This is a genomic window from Phenylobacterium sp. LjRoot219 (assembly GCF_964252995.1).
Classification (GTDB): Bacteria; Pseudomonadota; Alphaproteobacteria; order Caulobacterales; family Caulobacteraceae; genus Phenylobacterium.
The window spans coordinates 1541272-1567655 of record NZ_CAXUQI020000001.1 but is presented as its reverse complement, the minus strand read 5'-3'; the positions used below and the strand labels follow the sequence as shown (position 1 = coordinate 1567655).

General features: G+C 71.1%; 29 protein-coding genes. 13 read left to right on the top strand and 16 right to left on the bottom strand.

Annotated elements, in window-relative coordinates; all coding sequences use genetic code 11:
- Positions 1-5: 5 nt before the first annotated feature.
- The gene (gene lepB, locus ACSQ14_RS07780; protein ID WP_436011364.1) at positions 6-788 is read right to left on the bottom strand and encodes a signal peptidase I; all 783 of its coding nucleotides are present in this window, start codon (positions 786-788) and stop codon (positions 6-8) included.
- Between the two features lie 140 nt (positions 789-928).
- Between lepB and ACSQ14_RS07775 the strand changes: the two genes are divergently transcribed.
- On the top strand, positions 929-1831 hold the full coding sequence (locus ACSQ14_RS07775; protein ID WP_436011362.1) for an EamA family transporter: 903 nt from the start codon (positions 929-931) through the stop codon (positions 1829-1831).
- A 13-nt stretch (positions 1832-1844) separates the two neighbouring features.
- Here the strand turns inward: ACSQ14_RS07775 and ACSQ14_RS07770 are convergent, their stop codons facing one another.
- From ACSQ14_RS07770 to folK, 8 genes are all read right to left on the bottom strand, one after another.
- Positions 1845-2279 (bottom strand): hypothetical protein, encoded by a 435-nt coding sequence (locus ACSQ14_RS07770; RefSeq protein ID WP_436011360.1) that lies wholly within the window; start codon positions 2277-2279, stop codon positions 1845-1847.
- Positions 2276-2911 carry a DUF5671 domain-containing protein gene (locus ACSQ14_RS07765; protein WP_436011358.1) on the bottom strand — a complete coding sequence of 212 codons (636 nt, stop codon included), beginning with the start codon at positions 2909-2911 and terminating at the stop codon, positions 2276-2278. The genes ACSQ14_RS07770 and ACSQ14_RS07765 overlap by 4 nt, the downstream gene beginning before the upstream one ends.
- A gap of 18 nt (positions 2912-2929) precedes the next feature.
- The gene (acpS, locus tag ACSQ14_RS07760; RefSeq protein WP_436011355.1) at positions 2930-3331 is read right to left on the bottom strand and encodes a holo-ACP synthase; all 402 of its coding nucleotides are present in this window, start codon (positions 3329-3331) and stop codon (positions 2930-2932) included.
- A complete protein-coding gene (locus ACSQ14_RS07755; RefSeq protein ID WP_436011353.1) occupies positions 3328-4089 on the bottom strand; it encodes a pyridoxine 5'-phosphate synthase in 762 nt (253 codons plus the stop codon). The genes acpS and ACSQ14_RS07755 overlap by 4 nt, the downstream gene beginning before the upstream one ends.
- Entirely contained in the window at positions 4086-4670 is a 585-nt protein-coding gene (gene pyrE, locus ACSQ14_RS07750) for an orotate phosphoribosyltransferase (RefSeq protein ID WP_436011351.1), read from the bottom strand. The genes ACSQ14_RS07755 and pyrE overlap by 4 nt, the downstream gene beginning before the upstream one ends.
- 82 nt (positions 4671-4752) lie before the next feature.
- A complete protein-coding gene (locus ACSQ14_RS07745) occupies positions 4753-6831 on the bottom strand; it encodes a RelA/SpoT family protein (RefSeq protein ID WP_436011349.1) in 2079 nt (692 codons plus the stop codon).
- Positions 6832-7076: 245 nt separating this feature from the next.
- Positions 7077-7436, bottom strand: coding sequence for a DNA-directed RNA polymerase subunit omega (rpoZ, locus tag ACSQ14_RS07740; protein ID WP_436011347.1), 360 nt, complete (start codon positions 7434-7436; stop codon positions 7077-7079).
- A gap of 48 nt (positions 7437-7484) precedes the next feature.
- Positions 7485-7979: a 2-amino-4-hydroxy-6-hydroxymethyldihydropteridine diphosphokinase gene (folK, locus tag ACSQ14_RS07735; protein WP_436011345.1), complete on the bottom strand. Its 495-nt coding sequence runs from the start codon at positions 7977-7979 to the stop codon at positions 7485-7487.
- Positions 7980-8116: 137 nt separating this feature from the next.
- Between folK and ACSQ14_RS07730 the strand changes: the two genes are divergently transcribed.
- The gene (locus ACSQ14_RS07730) at positions 8117-8779 is read left to right on the top strand and encodes a uracil-DNA glycosylase (protein WP_436011343.1); all 663 of its coding nucleotides are present in this window, start codon (positions 8117-8119) and stop codon (positions 8777-8779) included.
- 135 nt (positions 8780-8914) lie between these two features.
- Here the strand turns inward: ACSQ14_RS07730 and smpB are convergent, their stop codons facing one another.
- Together smpB and dapA are read right to left on the bottom strand one after the other, a co-directional pair.
- Positions 8915-9370 (bottom strand): SsrA-binding protein SmpB, encoded by a 456-nt coding sequence (gene smpB / locus ACSQ14_RS07725; protein ID WP_436011341.1) that lies wholly within the window; start codon positions 9368-9370, stop codon positions 8915-8917.
- Between the two features lie 199 nt (positions 9371-9569).
- Positions 9570-10454, bottom strand: a complete 885-nt coding sequence (dapA, locus tag ACSQ14_RS07720) for a 4-hydroxy-tetrahydrodipicolinate synthase (protein ID WP_436011339.1) — start codon at positions 10452-10454, stop codon at positions 9570-9572.
- A 123-nt stretch (positions 10455-10577) separates the two neighbouring features.
- Between dapA and ACSQ14_RS07715 the strand changes: the two genes are divergently transcribed.
- A complete protein-coding gene (locus tag ACSQ14_RS07715) occupies positions 10578-12701 on the top strand; it encodes a transglycosylase SLT domain-containing protein (RefSeq protein ID WP_436011337.1) in 2124 nt (707 codons plus the stop codon).
- 123 nt (positions 12702-12824) lie between these two features.
- Here the strand turns inward: ACSQ14_RS07715 and ACSQ14_RS07710 are convergent, their stop codons facing one another.
- Genes ACSQ14_RS07710 through ACSQ14_RS07695 form a run of 4 tightly spaced genes read right to left on the bottom strand, consistent with a single transcriptional unit; the run spans position 12825 to position 15998 of the window.
- Positions 12825-13589, bottom strand: coding sequence for an ABC transporter ATP-binding protein (locus ACSQ14_RS07710; protein WP_436011335.1), 765 nt, complete (start codon positions 13587-13589; stop codon positions 12825-12827).
- Positions 13586-14572, bottom strand: coding sequence for a FecCD family ABC transporter permease (locus ACSQ14_RS07705; protein WP_436011333.1), 987 nt, complete (start codon positions 14570-14572; stop codon positions 13586-13588). The genes ACSQ14_RS07710 and ACSQ14_RS07705 overlap by 4 nt, the downstream gene beginning before the upstream one ends.
- On the bottom strand, positions 14569-15348 hold the full coding sequence (locus tag ACSQ14_RS07700; RefSeq protein WP_436011331.1) for an ABC transporter substrate-binding protein: 780 nt from the start codon (positions 15346-15348) through the stop codon (positions 14569-14571). The genes ACSQ14_RS07705 and ACSQ14_RS07700 overlap by 4 nt, the downstream gene beginning before the upstream one ends.
- Before the next feature lie 11 nt (positions 15349-15359).
- Positions 15360-15998, bottom strand: coding sequence for a TetR/AcrR family transcriptional regulator (locus ACSQ14_RS07695; protein WP_436011329.1), 639 nt, complete (start codon positions 15996-15998; stop codon positions 15360-15362).
- 123 nt (positions 15999-16121) lie between these two features.
- Between ACSQ14_RS07695 and ACSQ14_RS07690 the strand changes: the two genes are divergently transcribed.
- The 6 genes from ACSQ14_RS07690 (at position 16122) to ACSQ14_RS07665 (ending at position 19287) form a co-directional block, all read left to right on the top strand.
- The gene (locus ACSQ14_RS07690) at positions 16122-17027 is read left to right on the top strand and encodes a class I SAM-dependent methyltransferase (RefSeq protein ID WP_436011327.1); all 906 of its coding nucleotides are present in this window, start codon (positions 16122-16124) and stop codon (positions 17025-17027) included.
- Entirely contained in the window at positions 17024-17815 is a 792-nt protein-coding gene (locus tag ACSQ14_RS07685; protein ID WP_436011325.1) for a TrmH family RNA methyltransferase, read from the top strand. The genes ACSQ14_RS07690 and ACSQ14_RS07685 overlap by 4 nt, the downstream gene beginning before the upstream one ends.
- 80 nt (positions 17816-17895) lie before the next feature.
- The gene (locus ACSQ14_RS07680; RefSeq protein WP_436011323.1) at positions 17896-18351 is read left to right on the top strand and encodes a carboxymuconolactone decarboxylase family protein; all 456 of its coding nucleotides are present in this window, start codon (positions 17896-17898) and stop codon (positions 18349-18351) included.
- A 247-nt stretch (positions 18352-18598) separates the two neighbouring features.
- The gene (locus tag ACSQ14_RS07675; protein WP_436011321.1) at positions 18599-18784 is read left to right on the top strand and encodes a hypothetical protein; all 186 of its coding nucleotides are present in this window, start codon (positions 18599-18601) and stop codon (positions 18782-18784) included.
- On the top strand, positions 18781-19002 hold the full coding sequence (locus ACSQ14_RS07670; protein WP_436011319.1) for a hypothetical protein: 222 nt from the start codon (positions 18781-18783) through the stop codon (positions 19000-19002). The genes ACSQ14_RS07675 and ACSQ14_RS07670 overlap by 4 nt, the downstream gene beginning before the upstream one ends.
- Before the next feature lie 87 nt (positions 19003-19089).
- A complete protein-coding gene (locus ACSQ14_RS07665; protein WP_436011317.1) occupies positions 19090-19287 on the top strand; it encodes a hypothetical protein in 198 nt (65 codons plus the stop codon).
- Positions 19288-19319: 32 nt separating this feature from the next.
- Here the strand turns inward: ACSQ14_RS07665 and hrpB are convergent, their stop codons facing one another.
- Positions 19320-21761: an ATP-dependent helicase HrpB gene (gene hrpB / locus ACSQ14_RS07660; RefSeq protein ID WP_436011315.1), complete on the bottom strand. Its 2442-nt coding sequence runs from the start codon at positions 21759-21761 to the stop codon at positions 19320-19322.
- A gap of 135 nt (positions 21762-21896) precedes the next feature.
- Between hrpB and ACSQ14_RS07655 the strand changes: the two genes are divergently transcribed.
- The 4 genes from ACSQ14_RS07655 to ACSQ14_RS07640 all read left to right on the top strand — a co-directional run bounded on the left by ACSQ14_RS07655 (position 21897) and on the right by ACSQ14_RS07640 (position 26327).
- Entirely contained in the window at positions 21897-23441 is a 1545-nt protein-coding gene (locus tag ACSQ14_RS07655) for an amino acid permease (RefSeq protein WP_436011313.1), read from the top strand.
- Positions 23442-23523: 82 nt separating this feature from the next.
- The gene (locus tag ACSQ14_RS07650; protein WP_436011311.1) at positions 23524-24198 is read left to right on the top strand and encodes an MBL fold metallo-hydrolase; all 675 of its coding nucleotides are present in this window, start codon (positions 23524-23526) and stop codon (positions 24196-24198) included.
- Between the two features lie 48 nt (positions 24199-24246).
- Positions 24247-24981, top strand: coding sequence for a response regulator (locus ACSQ14_RS07645; protein WP_436011309.1), 735 nt, complete (start codon positions 24247-24249; stop codon positions 24979-24981).
- Positions 24978-26327, top strand: a complete 1350-nt coding sequence (locus ACSQ14_RS07640) for an ATP-binding protein (protein ID WP_436011307.1) — start codon at positions 24978-24980, stop codon at positions 26325-26327. The genes ACSQ14_RS07645 and ACSQ14_RS07640 overlap by 4 nt, the downstream gene beginning before the upstream one ends.
- Positions 26328-26384 lie beyond the last annotated feature (57 nt).

Here is a 26384-nt window from a genome sequence, read left to right as displayed (position 1 = left end):
CGCAATCACTGCAGCACGCGGAAGAAGCGGCTCGGCTGGGCGTCGAACACCCAGGTCCAGGGCTTCAGGATCGAGGCGCTGGGCTTCCACGACAGCAGGATGATCTGCGCCTTGCCGACCAGGTTCTCGGCCGGGACGAAGCCGACGCCGCCGGCTTCCGGGGGCACGCGGCTGTCCGAGGAGTTGTCGCGGTTGTCGCCCATCATGAAGTAGTGGCCTTCCGGCACCACGAAGACCTCGGTGTTGTCGAGCTCGCCGTCAGCGCCGAAATCGCTGGTCAGGAAGGTCCGCCCGCCGGGCAGGGTTTCGCGGTAGTTGGCCACGTCGCGGACGAAGCCAAAGCCGGTGTCCTCGCTGCGCGTGCCGGCGAACTGGCGCTGCACCTGCTGGCCGTTGAGGAAGAGCAGGCCGTCCTTCATCTGGATGCGGTCGCCCGGCAGGCCGATCACCCGCTTCACATAGTCGGTGTGCCCGTCGCGCGGCAGCTTGAAGACCACGACGTCGCCACGCTCGGCCGGCTTGCCCAGCACGCGGCCGGGAAAGATCGGCGGGCTGAACGGGATCGAGTGGCGCGAATAGCCGTAGCTGAACTTCGAGACGATGATGTAGTCGCCCTGGTACAGGTTCGGCTCCATCGACGCCGACGGGATCGTGAACGGCTGGAACAACAGCACCCTCAGGACCAGGGCGATCAACAGCGCGTAGAAGACGGTCTTGACGATCTCGACGATCTCGCCGACGGCGCCGGTCTTCTCGGGGGGCTGTGCAGCCTGCACGTTGTCGCTCATGGATGGTCCCTGACGGCGTCCGGCGCACCGGACCGGCTGTTGCTACGCGTTGCATAGCCGACGAGCAAGGCCGCGCGCCCGTGAACTCGTGCTCATTCGGCTATTGGCCGTAGCAGTCGAATAGACCATATGGGCGCCCGATGAACCGTGACGCGCTGCCGCCCCTCCACCTGCTACTCGCCATCGCCATCGTCGCCGTCTGGGGGGTGAACTTCGTGGTCATCAAGGCGGCGCTCGAGGCGCTGCCGCCGCTGACCCTGGCGGCCCTGCGGTTCACCGTCGCGCTGATCCCCGCCGTCTTCTTCCTGAAGCGCCCCGACGTGCCGTGGCGCAACCTGGCCGCCTACGGCCTGCTGATCGGCGTCGGCCAGTTCGGCCTGATCTTCATCGCGCTGCGCGGGCACATCTCGCCGGGCCTGGCCTCGCTGGTCGCGCAGATGCAGGTGTTCTTCACCATCGGCATGGCCGTGATGATCTCCGGCGAACGGCTGCGCGCCCACCATCTGGCCGCCCTGCTGCTCGCCGCCGCCGGGCTCGGCTGGCTGATGCTGCACGCCAACGGCGACGTGACGCCGCTTGGCCTGATCCTGACCCTGCTGTCGGCCGCCGCCTGGGCCGGCGGCAACGTCGTCACCCGCGCGACGCCGAAAGCCAACATGCTGGCCTATGTGGTCTGGGCGAGCCTGTTCTCCGTCCCGCCGCTGTTCCTGCTGGCCTTCGCCTTCGAAGGCTGGACCGCGGTGACGCAGAGCATCGTCCACGCCTCGCCGGCGACCTGGGCGGCGGTGGCCTGGCAGGCCTACGGCAACACCCTGTTTGGCTACGGCATGTGGGCCTGGCTGCTCGCCCGCCATCCGGCGGCGACGATCTCGCCGCTGTCGCTGCTGGTGCCGGTGTTCGGCATGGGCGCCTCGGCAGTGCTGCTGGCCGAGCCGCTGCAGCCCTGGAAGCTGACCGCCGCGGCGCTGGTGCTAGGCGGCCTGGTGGTCAACATGGTCGGCCCGCGCCTGGCGCAACGCCGACGCGCGGCGCTCACCGTCTAGGACCGGGCCCGATCTAGCGCGAACCGTCGGCGGTCCGCTTCGGCTGCGGCGCGGTGAAGCTGTAGCAGGCCTGCCCGCGGCCGTGCCGCCAGCGGATCGGCGTCTGGGCGTCGCTTGCCGCCGAGAACCGCGCGCAGAGCTGGTAGTCGGCCGGGCCCCTGCGCTGATAGCCGTAAGCCACGCCGGTCGCGGGATCCTGCAGCGCCGCAGGCGCGAGGTCGCCGGCTTCCGCCGCCAGCGCGGAAAGGTTGGCCGGCAACTCCTGGCGCGCCGCGTAGTGGCCGTCGATTTCCGAAGCGAGCCGCTGCAGGCTCTGCAGCCGCTCGTCGTCGAACTTGCGCAGCCGGGCCGAACCCGGGCCGCCGACAATCCAGATGCCGCTCGCCACCGCCGCGCCGACCAGCAGACTGGCGCAGCTCAGAAAGATCGTCGAAGCGCGCGGCCTCATGCCCGCTCGCCCCGACGAATGTCCGACAGGAAGTAGGCGAACACGCCGCCGGCGATCACCCCGACCGTGGCCACCTTCAGCAGGAAGCGGATCGTCAGGTCGCCGCCGAGCAGCCGGTAGACCAGGCCGGACAGATCGCCGATCAGCACCGCCGCGGCGATGAACAGCGTCAGGTAGGTCAGCCACTTGCGCGGCTTGGACTCCCGCTTCGTCGGGTCGGCGACGAGCCCGCGCTCATTGGCCCGAAACAGCAGGAGGAACAGCGGGAAGGCGACGATCAGCGCCGCGATATTGCCTCGCATCGCCTCGTACGCCCGCAAGCCCTGCGGGACGTCGGTGAAGCGCGGCTCGGCGACGGCGAGATCGATGAAGTGGAAGACCAGCGCCACCAGGTTGAAGGCGCTGACGTAGAGGGCGGTGAACAGCAGCGCGTAGGTGAACACCTCCTGCGCCGAGAGATAGGGCCTGGGCCGCGGCACCGGGATCGGGAAATCGACCTCGGCGAAGGCGCCCAGCGCCGCGCGGATGTCAGGTTCGCTCCAGCCGGCGCGCGTCAGCGCCTCGGCCACCTGATCGCGCGACAGCCCCTTTTCGAGCGCGCGGCGGACGAAGTCCAACAGTTCGGCGTTCATGGAGCCCCCCGCCCCGCCTCAGCCTGCAGGCAGAGCCTCGATGATCACGAAGGCCTGGGCGTAGGGGTGGTCGTCGGTCAGGCTGAGGTGGATCGCCGCCACATGCCCCTCCGGCGTGATCGCCTGCAGGCGCTCCAGCGCGCCGCCGGTCAGCACCATGGTCGGCTTGCCGGACGGCAGATTGGCCACCCCCATGTCGCGCCAGAAGACCCCGTGGCGGATGCCGGTGCCCAGCGCCTTGGCGCAGGCCTCCTTGGCGGCGAACCGCTTGGCGTAGCTGGCCGCGCGGTCGGTCTTGCGCTCCGAGCGGGTCCGCTCGATCTCGGTGAAGACACGGTTGGTGAAGCGCTCGCCGAACCGCTCCAGGCTCTTCTCCACCCGACGGATGTCCGAGAGATCCGAGCCCAGGCCGATGATCATGCCGCCCTCGCCGCGGCGCGCGCATCGTCCATCAGCGCGCGCATGCGCTGGATCGCCGGGCCAAGGCCAATGAAGATCGCCTCGCCGATCAGGAAATGGCCGATGTTCAGCTCGACCACCTCGGGGATCGCGGCGATCGGCTTCACCGTCTCGTAGTCGATGCCGTGGCCGGCGTGGACCTCCAGGCCGAGGCGCTGCGCCTCGCGGGCCGCGGCCTTCACCTGCTCGAGCAGGCGGGCCGCTTCGGGCGAGCGGTGGCGCACCGCCTCGCAGTAGGCGCCGGTGTGGAATTCGACCACCGCCGCCCCCGCCGCCTTCGCCGCGGCGACCTGCGCCAGGTCGGCGTCGATGAAGCAGGAGACGCGGATGCCGGCGGCGGCGAGCCGGCCGACGAGCGGTGCGATCCGCTCCAGGCCGCCGACGACGTCGAGGCCGCCCTCGGTGGTGACCTCCTCGCGCCGCTCCGGCACCAGGCAGGCGGCGTGTGGCCGGTGAGCCAGCGCGATCGCCTCCATTTCGGCGGTGACCGCCATCTCCAGGTTCAGCGGCCGGCCGCGCTTGCGGGTGATGTCGGCGAGCGCGTCGATGTCGGCGTCGGAGATGTGCCGGCGATCCTCGCGCAGGTGGGCGGTGATCCCGTCCGCCCCGGCCGCCAGCGCCGCCTCGGCGGCGCGCACCGGGTCGGGATAGCTCTCGCCCCGGGCGTTCCGAACGGTCGCCACGTGGTCGATGTTCACGCCGAGGCGAAGATGGCTCATTTGCTCAGCCGCCGGCTGCCAGGATCCTCGGTCGGGATCGCCGCCAGCTCCGGCGGCAGCTGGTCCGCCGGATAGGCCGGCACGTCGAGCCGGGCCAGCGCCACGAACGGCGCGCCGGGATCGGCCTTGCCGCCGGAACGGTCGACCAGGCAGGCGGCGACCACGACGTTGCCGCCGGCCTTGCGGATCGCCTCGACGCATTCGCGCGACGACAGGCCGGTGGAGACGATGTCCTCGACCATGGCGACGCGGGCGCCCTCGGGGATCTCGAACGCCCGGCGCAGCTTGAACTCACCGCCCTCGCGCTCGACGTAGACCGACGGCACGCCGAGGTGCCGCGCGGTCTCGTAGCCCGGGATGATGCCGCCGACCGCCGGCGAGACGCAGATGTCGACCTCGCCCACCGCCTCGCGGATCTTCGCCGCCAGCGCCTTGCACAGCCGCTCGGTGCGCTCGGGATACTGGAAGACCAGGTTCTTCTGCAGGAAGACGCCCGAGTGCAGGCCGGACGACAGGACAAAATGGCCTTCGCGCAGCGCGCCCGCGGCCCGGAACTCGTTGAGGACGTCTTCGGTGTTCATGACCCGGAGATAATCCGGAAAAGCGCCGCGCGAAAGTCTTCGCCCTCTCCCCGCACGCGGGGAGAGGTCAGGCTGCGCGCCCCTAAGCCTTCGTCCGGTCCACCGTCTCGACGCTGGGATTGGCCCTCAGCGCGGCGGCGATGTGCGTCACGTGGCGGGCGTCCTGGACTTCGAGGTCGAAGTCGACGTCGAAGAAGTCCTTCTGCCGGTGATGCATGTGCAGGCCGACGATGTTGCCGCCGGACTCGCCGATGATGCTGCAGGCCTGGCCGAGCACGCCGGGCGCGTTGCGGATGGTGGCCGTCAGTCGGGCGCGGGCGATGGCGTTGCGCTCGGCTTCCGGCGTCCACTGCAGGTCGCGCCACAACTCTTCGCGGTCCTCGTACTCCTCGAGCCGCTCGCAATCGATGGTGTGGACGGTCAGGCCCCGGCCGTCGCCTTCCAGGATGCCGACGATCCGGTCGCCCGGCACCGGCGAGCAGCAGGGGCCGAAGTGGATGCTGACGCCGGGCGTCAGACCGCCGCCGCGGACGTAGAGGCGCGCGCCCTTGCCTTCCTCGATGCGCCGGCGCGCCGAGGCCGCCTCGCGTTCGGTGGCCTTCAGTCCCGGGAAGATCGCGTCGAGCACCTGCGGCGGGGTGACCCGCCCGCGGCCGACGCTCTCGTACAGCTCTTCCTCGCCGGGCGCCGCGAAGCGGTCGAGCGCAGGCCGCAGCGAGACCTCCTTCAACACCTTGCCGGCCGCCTCGAAGGCCTGGTCGACGGTCACGCGGCCCAGCCGGGTGAACTCTTCCTTCTCGGTCTGGCGGATATGCCGGCGGATCGCCGAGCGCGCCCGGCCGGTCACCGCCAGCGAGCGCCAGTCCGGCGGCACGACCGGCTTGCCGCCGCGGATCACCTCGACCACGTCGCCGTTCTGCAGCGTCGTGCGCAGCGGCTTCAGCTCGCCGTTGATCTTCACCCCGATGGTGGTGTCGCCGATGTCGGTGTGCACCGCATAGGCGAAGTCGAGCGGCATCGCGCCGCTCGGCAGGCTGACCAGTTGGCCCTTCGGCGTGAAGACGAAGACCTGGTCGAGGAACATTTCGAGCTTGGCGTGCTCGACCAGTTCCTCGGCGTCGCCGCCGTGCTCCAGCACCTGGACCAGGTGGCGCAAGTTGACCAGCGGGTCGCGGCCGCCAGCGGCCTTCTGATGCTCGACGTCGAAGCCGTAGGACTGGTCCTTGTAGCGCCAGTGGGCCGCGACGCCCTCCTCGGCCACCAGATCCATCGCCTCGGTGCGGATCTGCATCTCGATGCGCATGCCCTTGGGCCCCACCACCGTTGTGTGCAGCGAGCGGTAGTTGTTCCGCTTGGGCGTCGAGATGAAGTCCTTGAACCGCTCGGGCACGCTCGGCCAGGCGCGGTGGATCACGCCCAGCGCCCGATAGCAGTCGTCCTCGGTGTCGGTGATCACCCGGAAGGCGTAGATGTCCGACAGCTGCGAGAAGCCGATCGATTTCCGCTGCAGCTTGCGCCAGATCGAATAGGGATGCTTTTCGCGGCCGAACACGCGGGCCGGAATGCCGGCCGCCTCCAGACGCGCGGCGATTTCCCCGGAGACCAGCGACACCGCCCCGCCCTGCTCCTGGCGCAGTGTCTCGAGCCGCCGGTGGATGGCGTCGCGCGCGACCGGATTGAGGTGCGCGAAGGCCAGTTCCTCAAGCTCGGTACAGATCCGGTGCACGCCGATCGAGCGCGCCAGCGGGGCGTAGATGTCGAGCGTCTCGCGCGCGATCCGCTCCCGCTTAGCTGGGCTCTTGATGTAGTGCAGCGTGCGCATGTTGTGCAGCCGGTCGGCCAGCTTCACCAGCAGCACGCGCACGTCCCGGCTGATCGCCAGAATGAATTTCCGAAGGTTTTCCGCCTGGCGGAGATGCTCGGAGGAAAGCTCCAGCTTGGAGAGCTTGGTCACCCCCTCGACCAGCTCGCCGATCTCCGGCCCGAAGAGCTCGTCGATCTCCTTGCGGGTGACCGGGGTGTCCTCGATCACGTCGTGCAGCAGCGCCGTCACGATCGTCGCCGTATCCAGGCGGTAGTCGGTGAGGATGCCCGCCACCTCGATCGGGTGGGCGAAATAGGGGTCGCCGGAGGCGCGCGTCTGCGCCCCGTGCATCCGCATGGCGTAGACGTAGGCGCGGTTCAGCAGCGCTTCGTCGGCGGTCGGGTCGTAGGACCGGACCTTCTCGATCAGCTCGAACTGGCGAAGGAACCGGGGCCGCTTGGCCGAGGCCGTCTGGCCCGGTGCGGTCTGGCCCGGAGCGGCTGGGACCGAGGCGGCCTGCGCCGCCCCGTCCTTAGGGCCGTCCTTCAGCGCGGCGGCCGCAGGGGTCGCCTCAACGGTAAGAGGGTCTGCGCCTTCCGGGCTCAGTACCGCTCCTCCTGACCGCCGTCGCGGTCGCTTTGCAGCGCGCGGACGAGCTCGAGTTCGCTCATCTGCATGTGCGTCGGATCCGCCAGCAGGGCCAGAGTCTCCGCCTCTTCCTCGGCCTCGGAGCGCTCATCGACGCGCTGCAGGGTGCCGATCAGATTCTCGCGCAGGTCGTCGGCGTCGACGACGTCGTCGGCGATCTCGCGCAGCGAGACCACCGGGTTCTTGTCGTTGTCGCGATCGACCAGGAGCGGCGCGCCGGCCGAAATGGCGCGGGCGCGGTGGGCCGCCAGCAGCACGAGGCTGAAGCGGTTGGGGACCTTCTCGATGCAATCTTCGACGGTGACGCGAGCCATGGAGTCCTCAGACGGGAGATAGAACGAGCGAAAATAGAGGGTCGGACCTCATTGTGCAACGCCGCATGGCTCTGCATCCAGCCCTACCGTCGCCGCAGCCGCGAGATTCGCCGCCGTTTGGCCGAGCAGCGGGTGGCGCCAGGCCGGCGCGATCTGCGCCAGCGGCCCCATGACGAACAGCCGTTCGTGGGCGCGCGGATGCGGCAAGGTCAGGCCCGGAGTGGCGATCACGCTGCGGCCGTGAGCGATCAGGTCGAGATCCAGGGTGCGCGGCGCGTTGCGGGCGTCGCGGCGACGGTTGAAGCCGGCTTCCACCTGCAGCAGCGCCGCCAGGGTCGCTTCCGGGCCGCCCGCGCTCGCCGCCAGAGCCACGCCGTTGCGGTACTCCGGCCCGGCCGGATCGGGCCAGGCGGCCGAGCGCCACCAGGCCGAGCGGGCGAGCACGCGCAGGCCGGCCGCCGGGAAAGCCGCCAGCGCCGCCTCCAGCAGCGCCTCGGACGAGGCGTAGTCGCCTGCCAGATTGCTGCCCAGCGCCACCACCACGGCGGCGTCGAGGTCGGGGCTGGCGAGGTCCGTGGCTATGGCGCGTCCTTAAGGCTCGGCCGCCAGCCTGTTCATCGGCGGCGGCGCTGGCTATTCGTGCGCCGCGTTTACGCCTGACCGATGAGGAAGAACAGCCGGTGACGAAGCTTGATCTGGCGGCCGCGGCCTGCGGCCCGGAGCCAGCCCGCGACTGCCCGCTCTGCCCGCGGCTGGTGGCCTACCGCGAGACCAACCGCACCGCCCATCCGGACTGGTTCAACGGCCCGGCCCCGTCGTTCGGCGATCCCGGCGCGCGGCTGCTGGTGGTCGGCCTCGCGCCCGGCCGCCAGGGGGCCAATCGCACAGGCCGGCCGTTCACCGGCGACTACGCCGGCGTGCTGCTCTACGATACCCTGATCAAGCTGGGCTTCGCCCGCGGCCGCTACGAGGCGCGCCCCGACGACGGGCTGGAGCTGGTCGACAGCATGATCACCAACGCGGTCCGCTGCGCCCCGCCCGGCAACAAGCCGGAGACCGCCGAGGAGGCCAACTGCCGGCCGTTCCTGACCGCCCGGATCGCCGCCCTACCGCGACTGAAGGTGATCGTCACCCTGGGCGACGTCTCGCGCCGCAACCTGCTGCGCGCGCTCGGGCTGAAGGCCTCGGCCGGCGTCGCCGGCCACGGCTCGGAGTTCCAGGCCGGCCCCTACACGGTGCTGAACAGCTATCACTGCTCCAGACTGAACACGAACACCGGCCGGCTGACCGCGGAGATGTTCGAGGCGGTCTTCGTGCGGGCGAAGGAGCTGATCGAGGGATAGGCAGAGCGTCGCCAATCTCCCCGGTCGTCCCCGCGAAAGCGGGGATCCAGGCGTTTTGCGTTCACCACACCCGGGCCAACAAAAAAGCCTGGGCCCCCGCTTGCGCGGGGTGAGCGGAAAAAGGGGCGCGGGGACCTACCCGTGGTCCTTCATCAGGCGGGCCTTGTCGCGCTGCCAGTCGCGCTCGGCGGCGACGTCGCGCTTGTCGTGCAGCTTCTTGCCCTTGGCCAGGGCGATCTCGAGCTTCGCCAGCCCCTTGTCGTTCCAGTAGAGCTTGGTCGGCACGAGGGTGCGGCCTTCGCGCTGCACCGCGCCGATCAACCGCTCGATCTCCTTGCGGTGCAGCAGCAGCTTCCGCGGCCGGCGCGGCTCGTGGTTGAAGCGGTTGGCCTGGGTGTAGGGCGGGATGTCGGCGTTGATCAGGACGATCTGGTTGCCCTCCACCGCCGCATAGCTTTCGGCGATGTTGGCGCGGCCGTTGCGCAGCGATTTGACCTCCGAGCCGGTCAGCGACAGCCCCGCCTCGAACGTCTGCTCCAGGAAATAGTCGAACCGCGCGCGGCGGTTCTCCGCAATCAGATTACCGGCCATGTCATCCCCGCCCGCTCAGGCGGACATATGGTGTCTGGAGCCACGAAAACACGAACGCCGCGAAAAGGATCTTCCGCTCCTCCTCCGTCATGGCCCGGCTTGTCCGGGCCTTCCAGCCCAAAGCCCCGCCGCAGCTGCTGCGGAACGACTTCGGGATGGGTCGCCCGGACGCGCCGGGCGATGACGGACTGTAGGGCGATCAGATCACGCCCGCGTCGTGCATCGCCGCCAGCACTTCGGTCCGCGACGCTTCGGACGCCGCCACCAGCGGCAGCCGCACCTCGTCGGTGCACAGGCCGAGGTGGGCCAGGGCGAACTTGCACGGCGCCGGCGAGGCGTCGGTGAACATCGCCCGGTGCAGCCGGATCAGCCGGTCCTGGTGCTGCAGCGCGCCGGCCCAGTCGCCGCTCATCGCCGCGTTGTAGAAGGCCGAGGTCTGCTCCGGCGCGACGTTGGAGGTCACCGAGATGCAGCCGTGGCCGCCGTGCGCCAGGTAGCCAAGGCCGCTGGGGTCGTCGCCCGACAGCATCACCCAGTCGTCGCCGCACATCAGCCGCTGCATGCTGGCCCGCGGCAGGTCGCCGGTGGCGTCCTTGATTCCGACGATGTTCGGCAGCGTGGCGAGCCGAGCCAGCACCTCGTTGGAGATGTCGACGCCGGTGCGGCCGGGCACGTTGTAGACCATCACCGGCAACTGCACGGCGTCGTTGATCGCGCGGTAGTGGGCGTAGAGCCCTTCCTGGTTCGGCCGCACGTAATAGGGCGTGACCACCAGGGCCGCGTCGGCGCCGATCGCCTTGGCGTGGCGCACCAGCTCGATCGCCTCCTCAGTGGAGTTGGAGCCGGCGCCGGCGATCACCGGCACGCGGCCGTGCGCCGTCTTGACGCAGAGCTCGACCACCCGGCGGTGCTCGTCATGGGAAAGCGTGGCCGTCTCGCCGGTGGTGCCGACGGGCACCAGCCCGTGCACCCCGCCGGCGATCTGGCGTTCGACGAGGCGAATGAACGCCTCCTCATCGACGCCGCCGTCGCGGAAGGGGGTCACGAGCGCCGGGAACAGGCCCTTGAACAAAGGCTGGGACATATCTGCAAAATGCCGTGAATAAGGCGCTTGTTGAAGCGACGTTCAGAGTCGCCGCGACAATATGGACGGTGAGTTGCCGCTGCAACGCCCGTATGCGTACCAGCGTCACCAAGGGGGCGAGAGTTGCACGCCAAGACCCGTAATGCGTTGCTGCTGACCAGCATGATCCTGGTGTCCGGGAGCGTGGCTCAGGCGCAATCGATGGACGCCATCGGCGCACTGCTGCAGCGCAGCGAGGCCCAGTCGGCCGAGTCCGGGATCGCCGCCGCGCCGGTGGCGGCCAGCCAGCAGACCGTGCGCCAGCCGCTGTCCGCCTCGGACTTCACCTACTTCCGGATGGCGGTGGAATCCGCCCGCCGCGGCGACGTCTACGGCGCGCGCGGCGCGCTGGCGGCGATCAGCGACCGAGCGGCGCGCAAGACCGCCACCTGGGTGCTGGTCGACTACGCCGGCGATTCGCTGACCTTCCAGGAAGCCGAGCAGGCCCGCCGCGATCTGATGGCCTGGCCGCGCGCTTCCCGGCGCCAGGCGGCCGTCGAGAAGCTGGTCGAGACCTCGGGCAAATCGCCGCGGCAGATCATCGACTGGTTCGATGGGCTGGAGCCGACCACCGCCCAAGGCGCGATGGCGCTGGCCCAGGCCTACCGCAACACCGGCCAGTCGGCGCAGGGCGCCGAGCTGATCCGCCGCTGGTGGCGCACCAAGAGCTTCGAGCTGAACGTTCAGCGGATGATGCAGGCGCGCTTCAGCGACGTGCTGACGCCTGACGATCACGCCGCCCGCGCCGACATCCTGCTGTACGGCCCGCAGGGCCCGGCGGCGCGAGAGATGATCCCGCTGCTGGCCGCCGACCAGCAACTGGCGGCCTATGCGCGGATCGCCTACCGCGGCGACGCCTTCAACGCCAACGAGCTCGGCAATTCGCTGCCGCAGAGCGTCGCCATGAGCCCAGGCGTCGCCTTCGAGCGCGCCGCCTACCTGCGCCGCCGTGGGCTGACCGAGCTCGCCGCCGCCCAGCTGCCCTTCTTCCCGAAGGTGGTGCACACCGACGATCAGGCCGACCGGCTCTGGGCGGAGCGGCGCCAGCTGGTGCTGGCCAAGCTCAAGCTCGGCGACTCCAAGGGCGCCTATGCGGCAGTCGCGGAATGCGGCTTCACCACCGGCACCGAGGCGGCGGAGGCCGAGTTCTACGCCGGCTGGCTGGCGCTCACCCGACTGAAGGATCCGGAGCGCGCGGCGCGCCACTTCGCGGTGATCGACCGCGTCGGCACCTCGCCGATCACCCGCGCACGGGCCCTTTACTGGCAGGGTCGGGCGGCCGAGGCCCAGGGCAACCGCTCGGCGGCGCAGAGCTTCTATGCGGCCGGCGCGCAGCACGCGACGACCTTCTACGGCCAGCTCGCCGCCGAAAAGGCCGGCCTGCAGCTGGCGCTGGGCGATGACCCGCTGATCACGCCCGGCGACCGCGCCCGCTTCGAAGGTAGCGACGTGGTCCAGGGTGCGCGCCTGCTGCACGACGAAGGCCAGCGCGACGTCTTCCGCTCGTTCGTGCTGGCGCTCGACGACATCCTGCCGACCGCAAAGGACCAGGCGCTGCTGATCGACCTGGTGCGCGGCTACGGCGACCAGGACACCTCGATGAAGATCGCCCGGGGCGCGGCCCAGCGTGGCTTCATCCTGCCGCAACGGGCCTATCCCTACCGCACGCCGCCACAGGTGATGGGCGCGCCGGAGCCGGCCCTGGTGCTCGCCATCACCCGTCAGGAAAGCGGCTTCGACCCGCTGGTCCGCTCCGGCGTCGGCGCGCGCGGCATGATGCAGCTGATGCCGGCCACCGCGCAGATCACCGCGCGCAAGATGGGCGTCGACTATTCGCCGTCGATGCTTGACGAGCCGGATTACAACATGCGCCTCGGCTCCAGCTTCCTCGGCCAGCTGGTCGGTCAGTTCTCCGGCTCCTACGTCATGGCCGTCGCCGGCTACAACGCCGGCCCGGGCCGCCCACCGCAGTGGGCCGCCTACTGCGGCGACCCGCGCGGCGGCTCGACCGACCCGATCGACTTCATCGAGTGCATCCCCTTCTCCGAGACCCGCAACTACGTGATGCGGGTGATGGAAGGCGTGCAGGTCTACCGCGCCAAGCTGAACGGCGGCTCGACGCCGATCAGCCTCAGCGCCGACCTGAAGCGCGGCGGCTACGGCTATTCGCCGACGATCGCGACCGTGACGGAGCAGGCGGGGAGCTGAACCGCCCTTCTCCGCTCGTCCCCGCGAAAGCGGGGATCCAGGCGTTTTTCGTTTGAAGCACAATCCGCGCTTCACCGGCCCGACAAAAAACCTGGGTCCCCGCTTTCGCGGGGATGACCGGATTTAGGGGCCGGCTCCGCGCTGCGCCGCGACCACCAGGCCGGCGCTGGTCTCCTCCAGCCGCCCGTCGAGCCCGAACGCCTGCGCCAGCACCTCCGGCGACAGCGCCGCGCGCGGCGGCCCGTCGGCGATCACCCGGCCGGCGCTGAGCACGATCAGCCGATCACAGGCCCGCGCGGCCAGGCTGAGGTCGTGCAGCGTCAGCACCACCGCCGCGCCGCGCTCGGCCTCGGCGCGCAGCAGCTCGAGCGCCAGCAGCTGGGCGTCGGGATCGAGCCCCGCGCCCGGTTCGTCGGCGACCAGCAGCGGCGCGTGCGAAGCCAGCAGCCGCGCCAGCAGCACCCGGCCGCGCTCGCCGCCGGACATCTCCAGCACGCCGCGGCCGGCCAGCGTCGCCAGCCCCACCCTGGCCAGCGCTTCGTGCGCCCGCTCGCGGGCCGCGCTTGGCGACAGGTGCGCCGCGCCGAGGCTCGCCACCCGCCAGGCCGGCAGGTTCCAGCCGACCCGCCGCTCCTGCGGCAGATAGGCTGCGCGCGCCGCCCGCTCGCGATCGTCGAGGGTGCGCACCTCATGGCCGCCCAGCTCCGCGCGCCCGTGCTCCAGCCGCGCCAGGCCGAGCGCCGCGCGCAGCAGCGTGGTCTTGCCGGCCCCGTTGGCGCCGATCACCCCCAGCACCTCGCCGAAGTGCGCCTCGGCGCTGACGTCTTGCAGCACCAGGGCGCGGCCGCGACGGACCGCAGCGCCTTGCAGGGCGAAGGCGGCGCTCATCCGCGCCAGCTCCGCGCCGCGCGCCAGGCGATCATCGCGAACAGCGGCGCGCCCAGCAGCGCGGTGACGACGCCCAGTTTCAGTTCGATGTCGGTCGGGATCAGCCGCGCCGCGAGGTCCGCGCCCATCAGCAGCACCGCGCCGGTCAGCGCCGAGGGCAGCAGCACCCTGGCCGGATCGGCGCCGGCGCGAGTGCGCACCAGGTGCGGCGCAGCCAGGCCGACAAAGCCGACGATCCCGGCCATCGCGACCGCCCCGCCGGTGAGCAGCGAGGCCCCGGCCACCGCCGCCCCGCGTAGCCTGGCCATCGGCAGGCCCGACATCACCGCGCTCTCTTCGCCGAGGCTGAGCATGACCAGCCCGCGCGCCGAATAGGCGCAGAGTCCTGCCCCGATCGCCATCGGCGCCAGCCCGCGGCCGATGTCGCCCCAGTCGCGGTTGGCGACCGAGCCGAGCAGCCAGGAGAACACTTCGGCCAGGGTCACCGGCGACGGCGCGAAGTTGAACACCAGCGAGGTCAGCGCCCCGGAGAAGGAGGAGATGGCGACGCCGAACAGGATCAGGGTCTCCGGCTCGCGGAAGCGCGCGGCCAGCGCGGTCAGCGCCAGCCCCATCAGCACCGCCGCGATCAGCGCCGCCCCCTCGATCACGCCGCTCTGCGCGCCGAGCCCGGCGGCGATGGCGATCGCCGCGCCCAGCCCGGCCCCGCCGGAGACGCCGAGCACGCCGGGATCGGCCAGCGGGTTGCGCAGCAGCCCCTGCATCACCGCCCCGGCCAGCCCGAGCGCCGCGCCTACCACCGCGGCGGCGACGCTGCGCGGGCAGCGGATCTGCCAGAGCACTTCGCCCGGCGCCGAGCCGGGATCGGCGAAGGCCTGGGCGAACTGCGCGGCCGTCAGCGGGACCTCGCCCAGCAGCAGGCCGGCGGCGATCATCGCCGCGACCGCGATCAGCAGACCGCCGTTGAGCCGCAGGTCGTTCATTTCGGGGCCTGCGCGGCGAGCCGTTCGGCCGCCTCGGCCGCGCCCCAGTTGGCGCAGGCGATCGTCGCCCCCGGCAGGCTGGCGACGGCGCGCTCGCGCAGCCGCTTCTGCATCAGCGCATGGCGGCCCGGGGCCCAGCTCGAGCTGGCGTAGGTCGGGGTGTCGAAGAAGGCCAGCACCACCGCCTCGGGCGGCTCCAGCACGAAGCGCTCCAGCGGGACCTCGTTGTAGCCTTGCCGGCGCTCGACGTTGACCAGCCCGGCGGCGCGCAGGATGCCGTCGGCCAGCGTCCCCGGCCCGGCGGTGAAGCCGCTCGGCGTCAGATAAAGCGCGCTGCGGCCCTTCCAGGCGCCGGCCGCGCGGCCCAGCCGGCGATCCATGTCGGCGACCATCGCCTCGCCGGTCTCAGGCGCGCCGACCGCGGCGGCGACGTGCCGGAGGTTGCGCCGCACGCCGTCAAAGTCGGCGGCCTCCTCGAGCGTCAGCACCCGCACGCCGCGCCGTTCCAGCGCGCGGATCAGGCCAGCGTCGCCGCCATAGGTGCGAATCACCAGGTCCGGGCGGGCGGCGAGCGCGGTCTCCAGGTTCACGCGCCGCAGCGGCAGCCCTCGCGCCCTCTCCCGCATCAGCGAATCCGCGTCGTCGGCCCGGGTGGAGAGCCCGGCGATCCCCGGTCGCGGCGCGAGCGCCAGCACGTACTCGTCGGCGCATTGGTCGAAGGAGAGCACCCGCGGCGAGGCCGCGGCGGCCGGGGCCAGCGCCAAGCCGAGCAGCACGGCGAGCCCGCTCAGTCGGCGATGAGCCCGCCCATCAGCGCCTCGAGCGTCGTGGCGATCAGCTCGTCGGTGTCCGCCCATTGAAATTTCGGCCGCGCGCAGATCAGCGCGACCACGCCATGGCTGCCCATCCAGAAGGCCTGGGCCGCGGAGTCGGCGGTCCCGACGCGCAGGCGACCCTGGGCGGCGATCTCGCGCACCACGTCGGCGAAGATCTCGTAGCATTGGACGCTCAGATCGACCGTGTCTTCGGACCAGACGCCTGCGGAGTACGGACGCGGCGCCGAATAGACAAGCTGATAGGCGTTGGGATGGGCCAGGCCCCAGCGCATATAGGCCTCCAGCATCGCCCGGATCCGCGCCGCGGCGTCCTGCCGCTGGGCGGCGAGTTCGCGGTTGCGCGCCAGCAGCAGCTCGAGCGTGCGCTTGCCGATCTCGCCGAGGATCGCCGCCTTGTCGGGAAAGTGGATGTAGAGGGCGGTGGGCGAGACGCCGACCTCGTCGGCGATCTTGCGGATGGTTGCACCGTCGTAGCCCTCGGCGATGAAGATCCGCTCGGCCGCATCGAGGATCTCGCCGCGCCGCAGGTGGCCGGCGCCCCGCGCCTTGCGGGCCGATCTCGGCTTGGCGGAAGCAGTCTCGTCTCGCACTAAAGATACCTTCGTTACCTATACTGTTACAAATCCGCAGAATCCGCGTCGTGGCAAGCGGCGGCTGGGCGGCGACGCGCTCAAGGCTGGACGGCGACCGCGCTGACCGCGTAAGCCGCGCTCATGAGCGCACGCGCCCCCAAGGTGGCTGAAGCGCCCGGCGTGATGCGCACGCGGGGCTGGGCCGACTACGCCCTGTTGGACAGCGGTAACGGCCGCAAGCTGGAACGCTACGGCCGCTACACTGTGGTGCGGCCGGAGCCGCAATGCCTGTGGGCCCCGCGCCTGCCGGCCGAGGCCTGGGCGCAGGCCGACGCAGTGTTCGACCCGAGCGACGAGGAGGACGCCGGCCGCTGGCGTTTCCGCGACAAACCGGTGGAGTCCTGGCCGCTCGGCTGGGGCGACGAGGTGAAGTTCCACGGCCGGTTCACCGCCTTCCGCCACCTCGCCTTCTTCCCCGAGCAGGCGGCCAACTGGGCGTGGCTGGACGAGCGGGTCCGGGCGCACGGCGGCCAGCCGAAGGTGCTCAATCTGTTCGGCTACACCGGCGTCGCCAGCCTGGTGATGGCCGCCGCCGGCGCGGCGGTGACCCATGTCGACGCCTCGAAGAAGGCGGTGGCCTGGGCGCGCGAGAACGCCGAGCTCTCCGGCCTCGCCGGCCGGCCGATCCGCTGGATCACCGAGGACGCGCGCAAGTACGTGCAGCGCGAAGTGCGCCGCGGCTCGCGCTATGACGGCATCATCCTCGACCCGCCGAAGTACGGCCGCGGCCCGACCGGCGAGGTCTGGAGGCTGTTCGAGGACCTGCCGGAGCTGGCCGGGCTGTGCGCCGAGCTGCTGTCCGACGACGCCAGCTTCCTGGTGCTGAACGCCTACGCCGAGCGGATCTCCGGCGCGGCCCTCTCCGGCCTGCTGGCCGAGAAGCTCGAGGGCCGCGGCGGCGGCATCGAATGGGGCGAACTGGCGCTGGTCGAAGATGCCGAGGACCGGCAGATCGGCATGAGCTTCTACGCCCGGTGGGCGGCATGAGTTCGCGCGCCGTCACCTCGCTATCCAACCCCACGGTCAAGGCCGTGCGCGCCTTGCATCTGCGCAAGGAGCGCGATGAAACCGGCCTGTTCGTCGCCGAGGGGCTGAAGAACGTCACCGAGGGCGTCGAGCTCGGCCACGCGCCGCAGATCCTGATGTACGGCCGCGACGCCGGCGACCATCCGCTGCTGCAGAAGGCCGTGCAGGCGACGCTGGCCGCCCGCGGCGAGGTGATCGAGGTCACCCAGGACATCCTGGCCAAGGTGTCGCGACGCGACAATCCGCAGGCCGTGGTCGGCGTCTTCCGCCAGGGCTTCCGGCCGCTCAGCGAGATCGATCCGGCCGAGGCGCCCTGCTGGGTCGCGCTGCACCGGGTGCGCGATCCGGGCAACCTCGGGACCATCATCCGCACCGCCGACGCCGCCGGCTGCGGCGGGGTGATCCTGGTCGGCGAGTGCTGCGACCCGTTCGCGGTCGAGGCGGTGCGCGCGACCATGGGCTCGATCTTCGCCGTGCCGCTGAGCCGGGCGAGCGAGGCCGAGTTCACCGCCTGGCGGCAGCGCTGGCCGGGCTCGGTGGTCGGCACCCTGCTCTCGGCCGCCGTCGACCACCGCGGCGCCGACTACCGCAAGCCGTCGCTGATCCTGATGGGCAACGAACAGCAGGGCCTGCCGCCGGACATGGCCGGGCTCTGCGATGTGGCGGTGAAGATCCCGATGCGCGGCCGCGCCGACAGCCTGAACCTGTCGGTCGCCACCGGGATCATGATCTACGCCGCCACCGGCTGAGGCGCGTTTCTCCCGCAGACCATGTCACGGACTGGCCGGCTGATCCGTCCTTGCGGCGTATCGAGAACGGGAGATCGACGATGACCAAGCGGCTGAACTACTACCAGGTGGCGCCCGACGCGGTGAATCCGCTGCTGGCGCTGGAGGAGCGGTTCAAGAACGGCCCCCTGCCCCACACCTTGATCGAGCTGGTGAAGACCCGCGCCTCGCAGATCAACGGCTGCGCCTACTGCCTGCACATGCACACCAGCGACGCGCTGAAGGAAGGCGAGCGGCCGGAACGGCTGTTCCTGCTCGACGCCTGGCGGGAGTCGGTGATGTACACGCCACAGGAGCGCGCGGCCCTCGCCTGGACCGAGGCGCTGACCAAGGTGGCCGACACCGGCGCGCCGGACGAGGACTACGACGGCCTGCAGGACCACTTCTCGCCGGAGGAGATCGTCGAGCTGAGCCTGCTGATCGCCACCATCAACGCCTGGAACCGCATCGCCATCGGCTTCCGCAGCCACCATCCGCACGACCGGGCGGCGGCGTAGCGCGCCGCACCTCAAGCCGCCCCGCCTGTGAAGCCACGAGCGGGGCGGCTAGCAATTCGACGGCAACATCACCATATGGGTGGCAGGCGCCGTCGGGCGTGTGCCGTTAGCCAAGCGGTTTATCCCTTCCGGCGCGGCGCTGCAGTCCCTGGGACAGCATGTCTCCGCTCATTGTAGCTTCTGCGACGTGCGTGCTCGGCGCGCTCGCCGCGCCATGGGCCTACGCCCTCGTCCGGCGCATCCGCCGATGACGGTTCCCGCCTCACCCGACGCTCTGGCGCGGGAGAACACTTACCTGCGCCAACGCAACGCCCAACTGCAGACCGACGTCGCTGAACTCGGCGCTGAGGTGGAACGCCTGCGCCAGATTGTCGAACGGCTGCACGGCCGCACCGCGATGCGGCCGCCGAACCCGCTGGGCGGGGGCCAATGAATCCGGCCGTCCGTCGGGAACTGAACGCGGCCCGCTACCGCGCGCTGGCGGCGGCCGCCGAGTCGGCCCGCGACGGCGCCAGCCTCGAGCAGGTCCGCGCTCGCCACGCCGACGCCGCGCAACGGTGGACGGCCTTGGCGGACGGCGAAGATCTGCAGAACGAATCTGTGCGGATCTTCCTGGGAAAACCGAAGCCGGACCCGTCGGAAGGACGGTAAGGCCCTGGCCAAAGGCCAGAAGCGATCGCGCCGCGAGACGCGCAGACTCAAGCCGCCGAAGCCTTAGGCTCGGCCAGGAGCATCGGCATGACTGACCTGACAGACGCCCAGTTGCACGCGCTAGAGAACCTCAGGCGCAAGAAGCACGGCGAAGAGGTGCCATTCGTCAATATCGCCGACGCCCGCGCCCTGACGGAGTTGGGGCTGGCCGAACGCAGCCGTGAGGGCTGGGACATCACGGCCGCCGGCGCTGCGTTCCTGGTCAGGCGCCCGAACGAAGCGTAGGTCGTCGCCGCTCACGTCGCGGCGCCTCGATCCTACGTACCCCGCGGCTTGGCCCGGGTGGTCGGCGCGGCGGTCGCGGGGTCTTCCGGCCAGAGGTGCTTGGGATAGCGGCCGCGCATGTCCGAGCGGACGTCCTTCCACGAGCCTTTCCAGAAGCCCGGCAGGTCCTTGGTGGTCTGGATCGGCCGATGCGCCGGCGACAACAGCGCCAGGGTCAGCGGCGCCCGGCCGCCGGCGACCGCCGGATGCTCGGCCAGGCCATAGACCTCCTGCACCCGCACCTCGACCCGCGGCCCGCCCTCGGCGGCGTAGTCGATGGCGAAGCTGTTGCCGGTCGGCGCGGTCCAGCGGCCGGGCGCGGCGGTGTCCAGGTCGCGCTGCCGCTCCCACGGGATCAGGGTGCGCAGCGCCCCGTCGAGCACGGCAGGCTTCAGCGCCGCCAACGACCGCACACCGCTCAGCAGCGGCGTCAGCCAGTCGTCCAGCCGATAGACCAGCGCCGGGTCCGAAAGGTCTGGCCAGCTGTCGTCGAACCCGCGCAGGAAGGCGATCCGCTCGCGCAAGGCGCTGGCCGCCTCGCCCCAGGGCAACTGCCCGACGCCGTCGCGCCGCACGCGCTCGGCCAGGGCCGCAGCGATCAGCGCCGGGTCGGGATTGTCGTCGACCTGTTCGCGCACCGCCAGGCGACCTAGCCGGGTGATGCGCTTCACCCGCAGCCGGCCGCCACCGCTCTCGTCGAGCCGCTCCTCGGTCTCCAGCTGACCGGCGAAGGCGTCGACCAGTTCGGCCTCGTCCAGCGGCGCGGCCAGCAGGATGCGGTCGCGGCGCTCGCCGCCCCCGAGCTCGGCGACCGCCAGCCAGGTCTCGCGGGCCAGCGCGTCGGTCGGCTCGAGGAAGGCGCCGCGGCCGTTGACCAGCTGGAACTCGCCGAGCGGCCCGCGAGCCCGGGCGATCCGCTCCGGATAGGCGAAGGCGAGCAGCAGGCCGTCGGCGAGCGGTTCCTCGCGCCCGGCCCGGCCGGCCAGTCCGGCCCAGCGGTCGGCCAGCGCGCGGGCGTCGCGGGCGCGCGGGCCGCGGTCCCGCTCCAGCCCCTCGAGCCGGTGGCGCAGGTCGACGTCGCGGCCGCCCAGGCCGCGCTCGGAGATCAGGGCGGCGATGCGCGCGGCGCGGCCCGCCTGGCCGGAGGCGGCCGCCTTCAACACCATGTGCGCCAGCCGCGGCGCCAGCGGCACGTCGGACAGCGCCCGGCCGTGAGCGGTCAGCACCCCCTTGTCGTCCAGCGCCTCCAGCCGCTGCAGCAGCGCCCGCGCCTCCTTGAAGGCGGTCGCCGGCGGCGGATCGAGGAAGGCCAGCTCGGCCGGGTCGGCCGCGCCCCAGCGGGCGAGATCGAGCGCCAGGCCAGACAGGTCCGCCTCCTTGATCTCGGGATCGGCGAAGGCCGGCAGGGCACGGGTCTCGGCCTCGTCCCACAGCCGGTAGCAGACGCCGGGCTCGGTGCGGCCGGCGCGGCCGCGGCGCTGATCGGCGGCGGCGCGGCTGACGCGCACGGTGGCCAGCCGGGTCAGGCCGCTCGCCGGATCGAAGCGCGGGACCCGCGCCTGGCCCGAGTCGATCACCACCCGGACGCCCTCGATGGTCAGGCTGGTCTCGGCGATGGAGGTGGCCAGCACCACCTTGCGCCGCCCGAGCGGCGCCGGGCTGATCGCCCGATCCTGCTCGGCCGGGCCCAGCGCGCCGTACAGCGGGTCGATGTCGACATCAGGGCGGCGCACCCGCTCGACCAGACGCTCGGCGGTGCGCAGGATCTCCCCCTGCCCCGGCAGGAAGACCAATAGGCTGCCGGTCTCCTCGGCCAGCGCGCGTTCGACCGCGCGCACCGTTTGGTCCTCCAGCCGCAGCCGGTCGTCGCGGCCGAGGTAATGGGTCGCGACCGGAAAGGCGCGGCCCTGGCTCTCGATCACCGGCGCGTCGCCCAGCAGCCGCGCCACCGCCGCGCCGTCGAGGGTCGCCGACATCACCAGCAGCCGCAGGTCGTCCCGCAGCACCCCTTGCGCGTCGCGCGCCAGCGCCAGGCCGAGGTCGGCGTCCAGGCTGCGCTCGTGGAACTCGTCGAAGATCACGCAGCCGACGCCGGCCAGCTCCGGATCGCCGAGCACCATGCGGGTGAAGACGCCCTCGGTGACGACCTCGATGCGGGTCCTGGCCGAAACCTTCGACTGCATCCGCACGCGGAAGCCGACGGTCTCGCCGGGCTTCTCGCCGAGCGTCTTGGCCATCCGCTCGGCGGCGGCCCGGGCGGCCAGCCGGCGCGGCTCCAGGACGATGATCTTGCCGTCGCCCAGCCAGGGCTGCTCCAGCAGTTCCAGCGGCACGACCGTGGTCTTGCCGGCGCCCGGCGGCGCGACCAGCACCGCGGCGGTCCGGGCGGCTAGCGCCGCCTTCAGTTCAGGCAAGACCTCGTGCACGGGAAGCATGGGTCCGCGTCTAACTGCGCTACGGCGACGCGCCAAGGCTTGCCGCTTGACCGCGGTGGGCGGCGCACGCAACGGTCCGCTCGGATATCGGGGGGATATCGGGGGGCGGCCGCAAGGCCGCGGCTTGGAGGAAACATGTGGCGCGTTAAGCCGCTCGACGCGATTATTGCGTCTGCCGAGAAGAAAGCACTGCACCGTTCGCTAGGCCCGTTCCAGCTGACCATGCTGGGCATCGGGGCGATCATCGGCACCGGGATCTTCGTCCTGACCGCCGAGGCGGCGCAGAAGGCGGGCCCGGGCATGATGCTCGCCTTCATCATCGCCGGCTTCGTCTGCGCCGTGGCGGCGCTCTGCTACGCCGAGATGGCGGCGATGGTGCCGGTCTCCGGCTCGGCCTACACCTACAGCTACGCCGTGATGGGCGAACTGATCGCCTGGATGGTCGGCTGGGCGCTGATCCTCGAATACGCGATCGCCGCCGGCGCGGTCTCGGTCGGCTGGTCCGGCTATGTGGTCGGCCTGATCGAGAACGCCTTCCACCTCGACATCCCCAACACCCTGGTGCGCGGCCCGCTGGACGGCGGGCTGGTCAACCTGCCCGCCGCGCTGATCGCGCTGGCGGTCACCGGCCTGCTGGTCATCGGCACCAAGGAATCGGCGACGGTGAACGCCGTCCTGGTGGCGGTGAAGGTGGCGGCGCTGACCTTGTTCTGCGTGCTGGCCTGGCCGGCGATCCAGATGGACAACTTCACCCCGTTCACGCCGCTCGGCTTCGGCGGGGTGTCGGCGGCCGCGGCCTCGATCTTCTTCGCCTATGTCGGCTTCGACGCGGTCTCGACCGCGGCGGAGGAGACGCGAAATCCACAGCGCAACATGCCGATCGGGCTGATCGGCTCGCTGGCGATCTGCACCACCTTCTACCTGCTGGTCGCCGCCGGCGTGATCGGCACGGTCGGCGCGCAACCGGTGCTCGGCGCCGACGGCGCCGGCCTGCGCCCGGGCAGCCCCGAACTCGCCTCGGCCTGCGCCGCGCTCGGCGACGCCAAGGTGGTCTGCTCGAAGGAGGCGCTGGCCTGGACCCTGCGCTCCATCGGCTGGGAGAAGATCGGCAACCTGATCGGCCTGGCGGCCGGCCTCGCCCTGCCCTCCGTCATCCTGATGATGATGTACGGCCAGACGCGGATCTTCTTCGTCATGAGCCGCGACGGCCTGCTGCCGGAACGCCTCTCGGCGGTGCACCCGAAGTTCCACACGCCGCACATCATCACCGTGATCACCGGGGTGTTCGTCGCGATCTTCTCTGCCTTCTTCCCGGTCGGCGTGCTGGCGGACGTCTCGAACTCCGGCACCCTGTTCGCCTTCGCGGTCGTGGCGATCACCGTGCTGGTTCTGCGGCGGACCGATCCCAACCGGCACCGGCCGTTCCGCACGCCGGCGGTGGTCGTGGTCGCCCCGGTCGCCGCGCTCGGCTGCCTCTATCTGTTCTTCAGCCTGTCGAAGGAGACCCAGATCCTGTTCGCCGCCTGGGCGGTGATCGGCCTGGTGGTCTACTTCCTCTACGGCTACCGCAAGAGCCACGTGGCCCGCGGCCTGATCGAGACGCCCGAGCTGTCGCCCGACGCGCCGCACACTGCGGTGCCGCCGATGCCCGGCGCGCCCGCCCCCGGCGAGCGCCGCTGACCATGCGCCGTCATCGCCCGGCCGCGCCGGGCGATGACGGACGGGTCTTTCCTTCCGCCTCGAGAACCCCGATTTACCCGGCATGAACGCTACCGCCCCCGCGCCCGCCATCCGCGCCATGATCGCGCCGGTGACCCCGCTGCAGCAGAACTGCACCATCGTCTGGTGCGCCAAGACCCTGAAGGCCGCGATCATCGATCCCGGCGGCGAGGTGCCGAGCCTGCTGGCGGCGCTGAAGCAGCACGGGCTGACGCTGGAGAAGATCTGGATCACCCACGGCCATCTCGACCACGCCGGCGGAACCGCCGAGCTGCAGGCAGCGACCGGGGCGATCATCGAAGGCCCGCACCGCGAAGACGCCTTCTGGATCGAGCAGATCGAGGAGTCCGGCCGCGCCTACGGCATGCCCGACGCCAAGCGCTTCGCCACCGACCGCTGGCTGGAGGACGGCGACCGGGTGACCCTGGGCGAAACCGAGTTCGAGGTGTTCCACTGCCCGGGCCACACGCCCGGCCACGTGATCTTCTTCCATCGCGGCGCGCGGCTGGCTCAGGTCGGCGACGTGCTGTTCCAGGGTTCGATCGGCCGCACCGACTTTCCGCGCGGCGACTACGACACCCTGATCAGATCGATCACCGGTCGGCTTTGGCCGCTGGGCGACGACGTCGCCTTCGTGCCGGGCCACGGGCCGATGTCGACGTTCGGCCAGGAGCGGCAGACCAACCCGTTCGTTGCGGACAACGTCCTGGCGCGCTGATTTCAACGGTGAAATCCGGATGTTACGCTGCCTTCCTTAGATGGCGGCATGGAGCTTGAAGCCGAAATGAGCGCCGCGACCGCGCGCATCCTGATGGTGGACGACGACCCGGGCATCCGGGACGTGGTGTCAGACTTCCTCGGGAAGCACGGCTATGACGTCGAGACCGCCGCCGACGGTCGCGAAATGGACGCCGCGCTCGAGCGCGGCCCCGTCGACCTGATCGTGCTCGACCTGATGCTGCCCGGCGAGGACGGCCTGGCCATCTGCCGCCGCTTGGCCAGCGCCGAGGACGCGCCGCCGATCATCATGCTGTCGGCGATGGGCGAGGACACCGACCGCATTGTCGGCCTCGAGGTCGGCGCCGACGACTATGTCTCCAAGCCGTGCAATCCCCGCGAGCTGCTGGCGCGGGTGCGCGCGGTGCTGCGGCGCACCGAGCAGCGCCTGCCGGATGCGCCGTCGACGGCCGGCTGCGAGTTCGCCGGCTGGCGGCTGGACCTGGTGAAGCGCGAGCTGCGCTCCCCGCAGGGCGTGGTGGTGCACCTCTCGTCGGGCGAATTCGGCCTCCTGCGCGCCTTCGTCGAGCATCCGCAGCGGGTGCTGACCCGCGACCAGTTGCTGGAGCTCGCCCGCGGGCCGGCGTCGGAGGCCTTCGACCGCGCGATCGACGTGCAGATCAGCCGACTGCGGCGCAAGCTCGACGACGGCGGCGGCCAGGACCTGATCCGCACGATCCGCAACGAAGGCTACATGTTCACCGCCAAGGTGAAGCGCCAATGAGCTTCGTCGGGCGCGGCCTGCCGACGGTCTCGCTATTCGTCCGACTGCTGATTTTCGCGTTCACCACGCTGCTGGCCGCCAACGCGATCAGCGTGGTGATGCTGTTCAAGCTGCCGCCGCCGATGCCGGACTTCTACCGCGTGTCGGAGGTCGAGCAGGCCTTGCGCGGCGCACCGGTGCCGATCACCGAGCGCCGGCCGCTGCAGGTCCGCACCCAGAAGGTAGCACCGGGCCCGTCGATGGATTCGCGCACCGCGCCGTTGATCCGCGACCGGCTGGCCGACAACCTCAAGATTTCGCAGGACCGCATCGTCATCGCCGGCGACTACGGCCCGCTCGCCGACCGGCGCGTCTTCCGCACCCTGCGCAACCGCCTCGAGCGGGAGGGCGCGACCGAGGAGCAGTTCCTGATCGCGCCGTTCAAGGTCGGCGTCCGCCAGTCGGACGGCCTCTGGCGCGTGGTCGAGCCGCAGCCCAGCTTCGGGCTCAGCCCCTGGGAGCGGGCGGTGATCCTCTGGCTCGGCCTGTCGACCCTGGCGATCACGCCGATCGCCTACATCTACGCCCGCCGGCTGGCGGCCCCGACCAAGCTCCTGGCCTGCGCCGCCGAGCGGCTTGGCCGCGATCCGCAGGCGCCGCCGCTGGAGGTCCGCGGCTCGCCCGAGATCACCATGGCCGCGGCGGCGTTCAACGACATGCAGGAGAAGCTGCGGCGCTACGTACAGGACCGCACCGGGATGGTCGGCGCCGTCGCCCACGACCTGCGCACGCCGCTGACCCGCCTGCGCTTCCGCATCGAGAGCGTCCCCGACGAGCAGCAGCGGGCGAAGATGGAGGCCGACATCGAACAGATGGAGGCGATGATCTCCGCCACCCTGGCCTTCGTCCGCGACGCCGCGCGCCCGTCCGAGCGCACGCGCCTGGAGCTCTGTTCGCTGCTGGAGAGCCTCTGCGACGAAATGGCCGAGACCGGCGCCGACACCGACCTCGTCGAGCGCGGCGACAAAGTCGTGATCGTCGGCGACCCGATGGCGTTGCGCCGGCTGTTTTCAAATCTTCTGGAGAACGCTGTCAAATTTGGGGGTCGCGCTCGCGCAAAGGTGTCCCGCGACGGGGCCTATGCGGTGGTCGACATCGCCGACGACGGCCCCGGCATCCCGCAGTCCGATATCGAGCGGGTTTTCGAGCCTTTTTACCGCCGCGAGCCCTCGCGCAGTCGGCAAACAGGGGGCATCGGCCTCGGTCTGGCGGTCGTCCGATCCATCGCCCGCGGCCACGGCGGGGACGTGATTCTGCTCAATCGCAGCGCCGGCGGGCTCATCGCGCGGGTCCAACTGCCGCTTTAGTCCCAATCCGGCCAAGCTTTTAGCCGACAAAAGCGTGCGATGCGCACGCAACCTCTG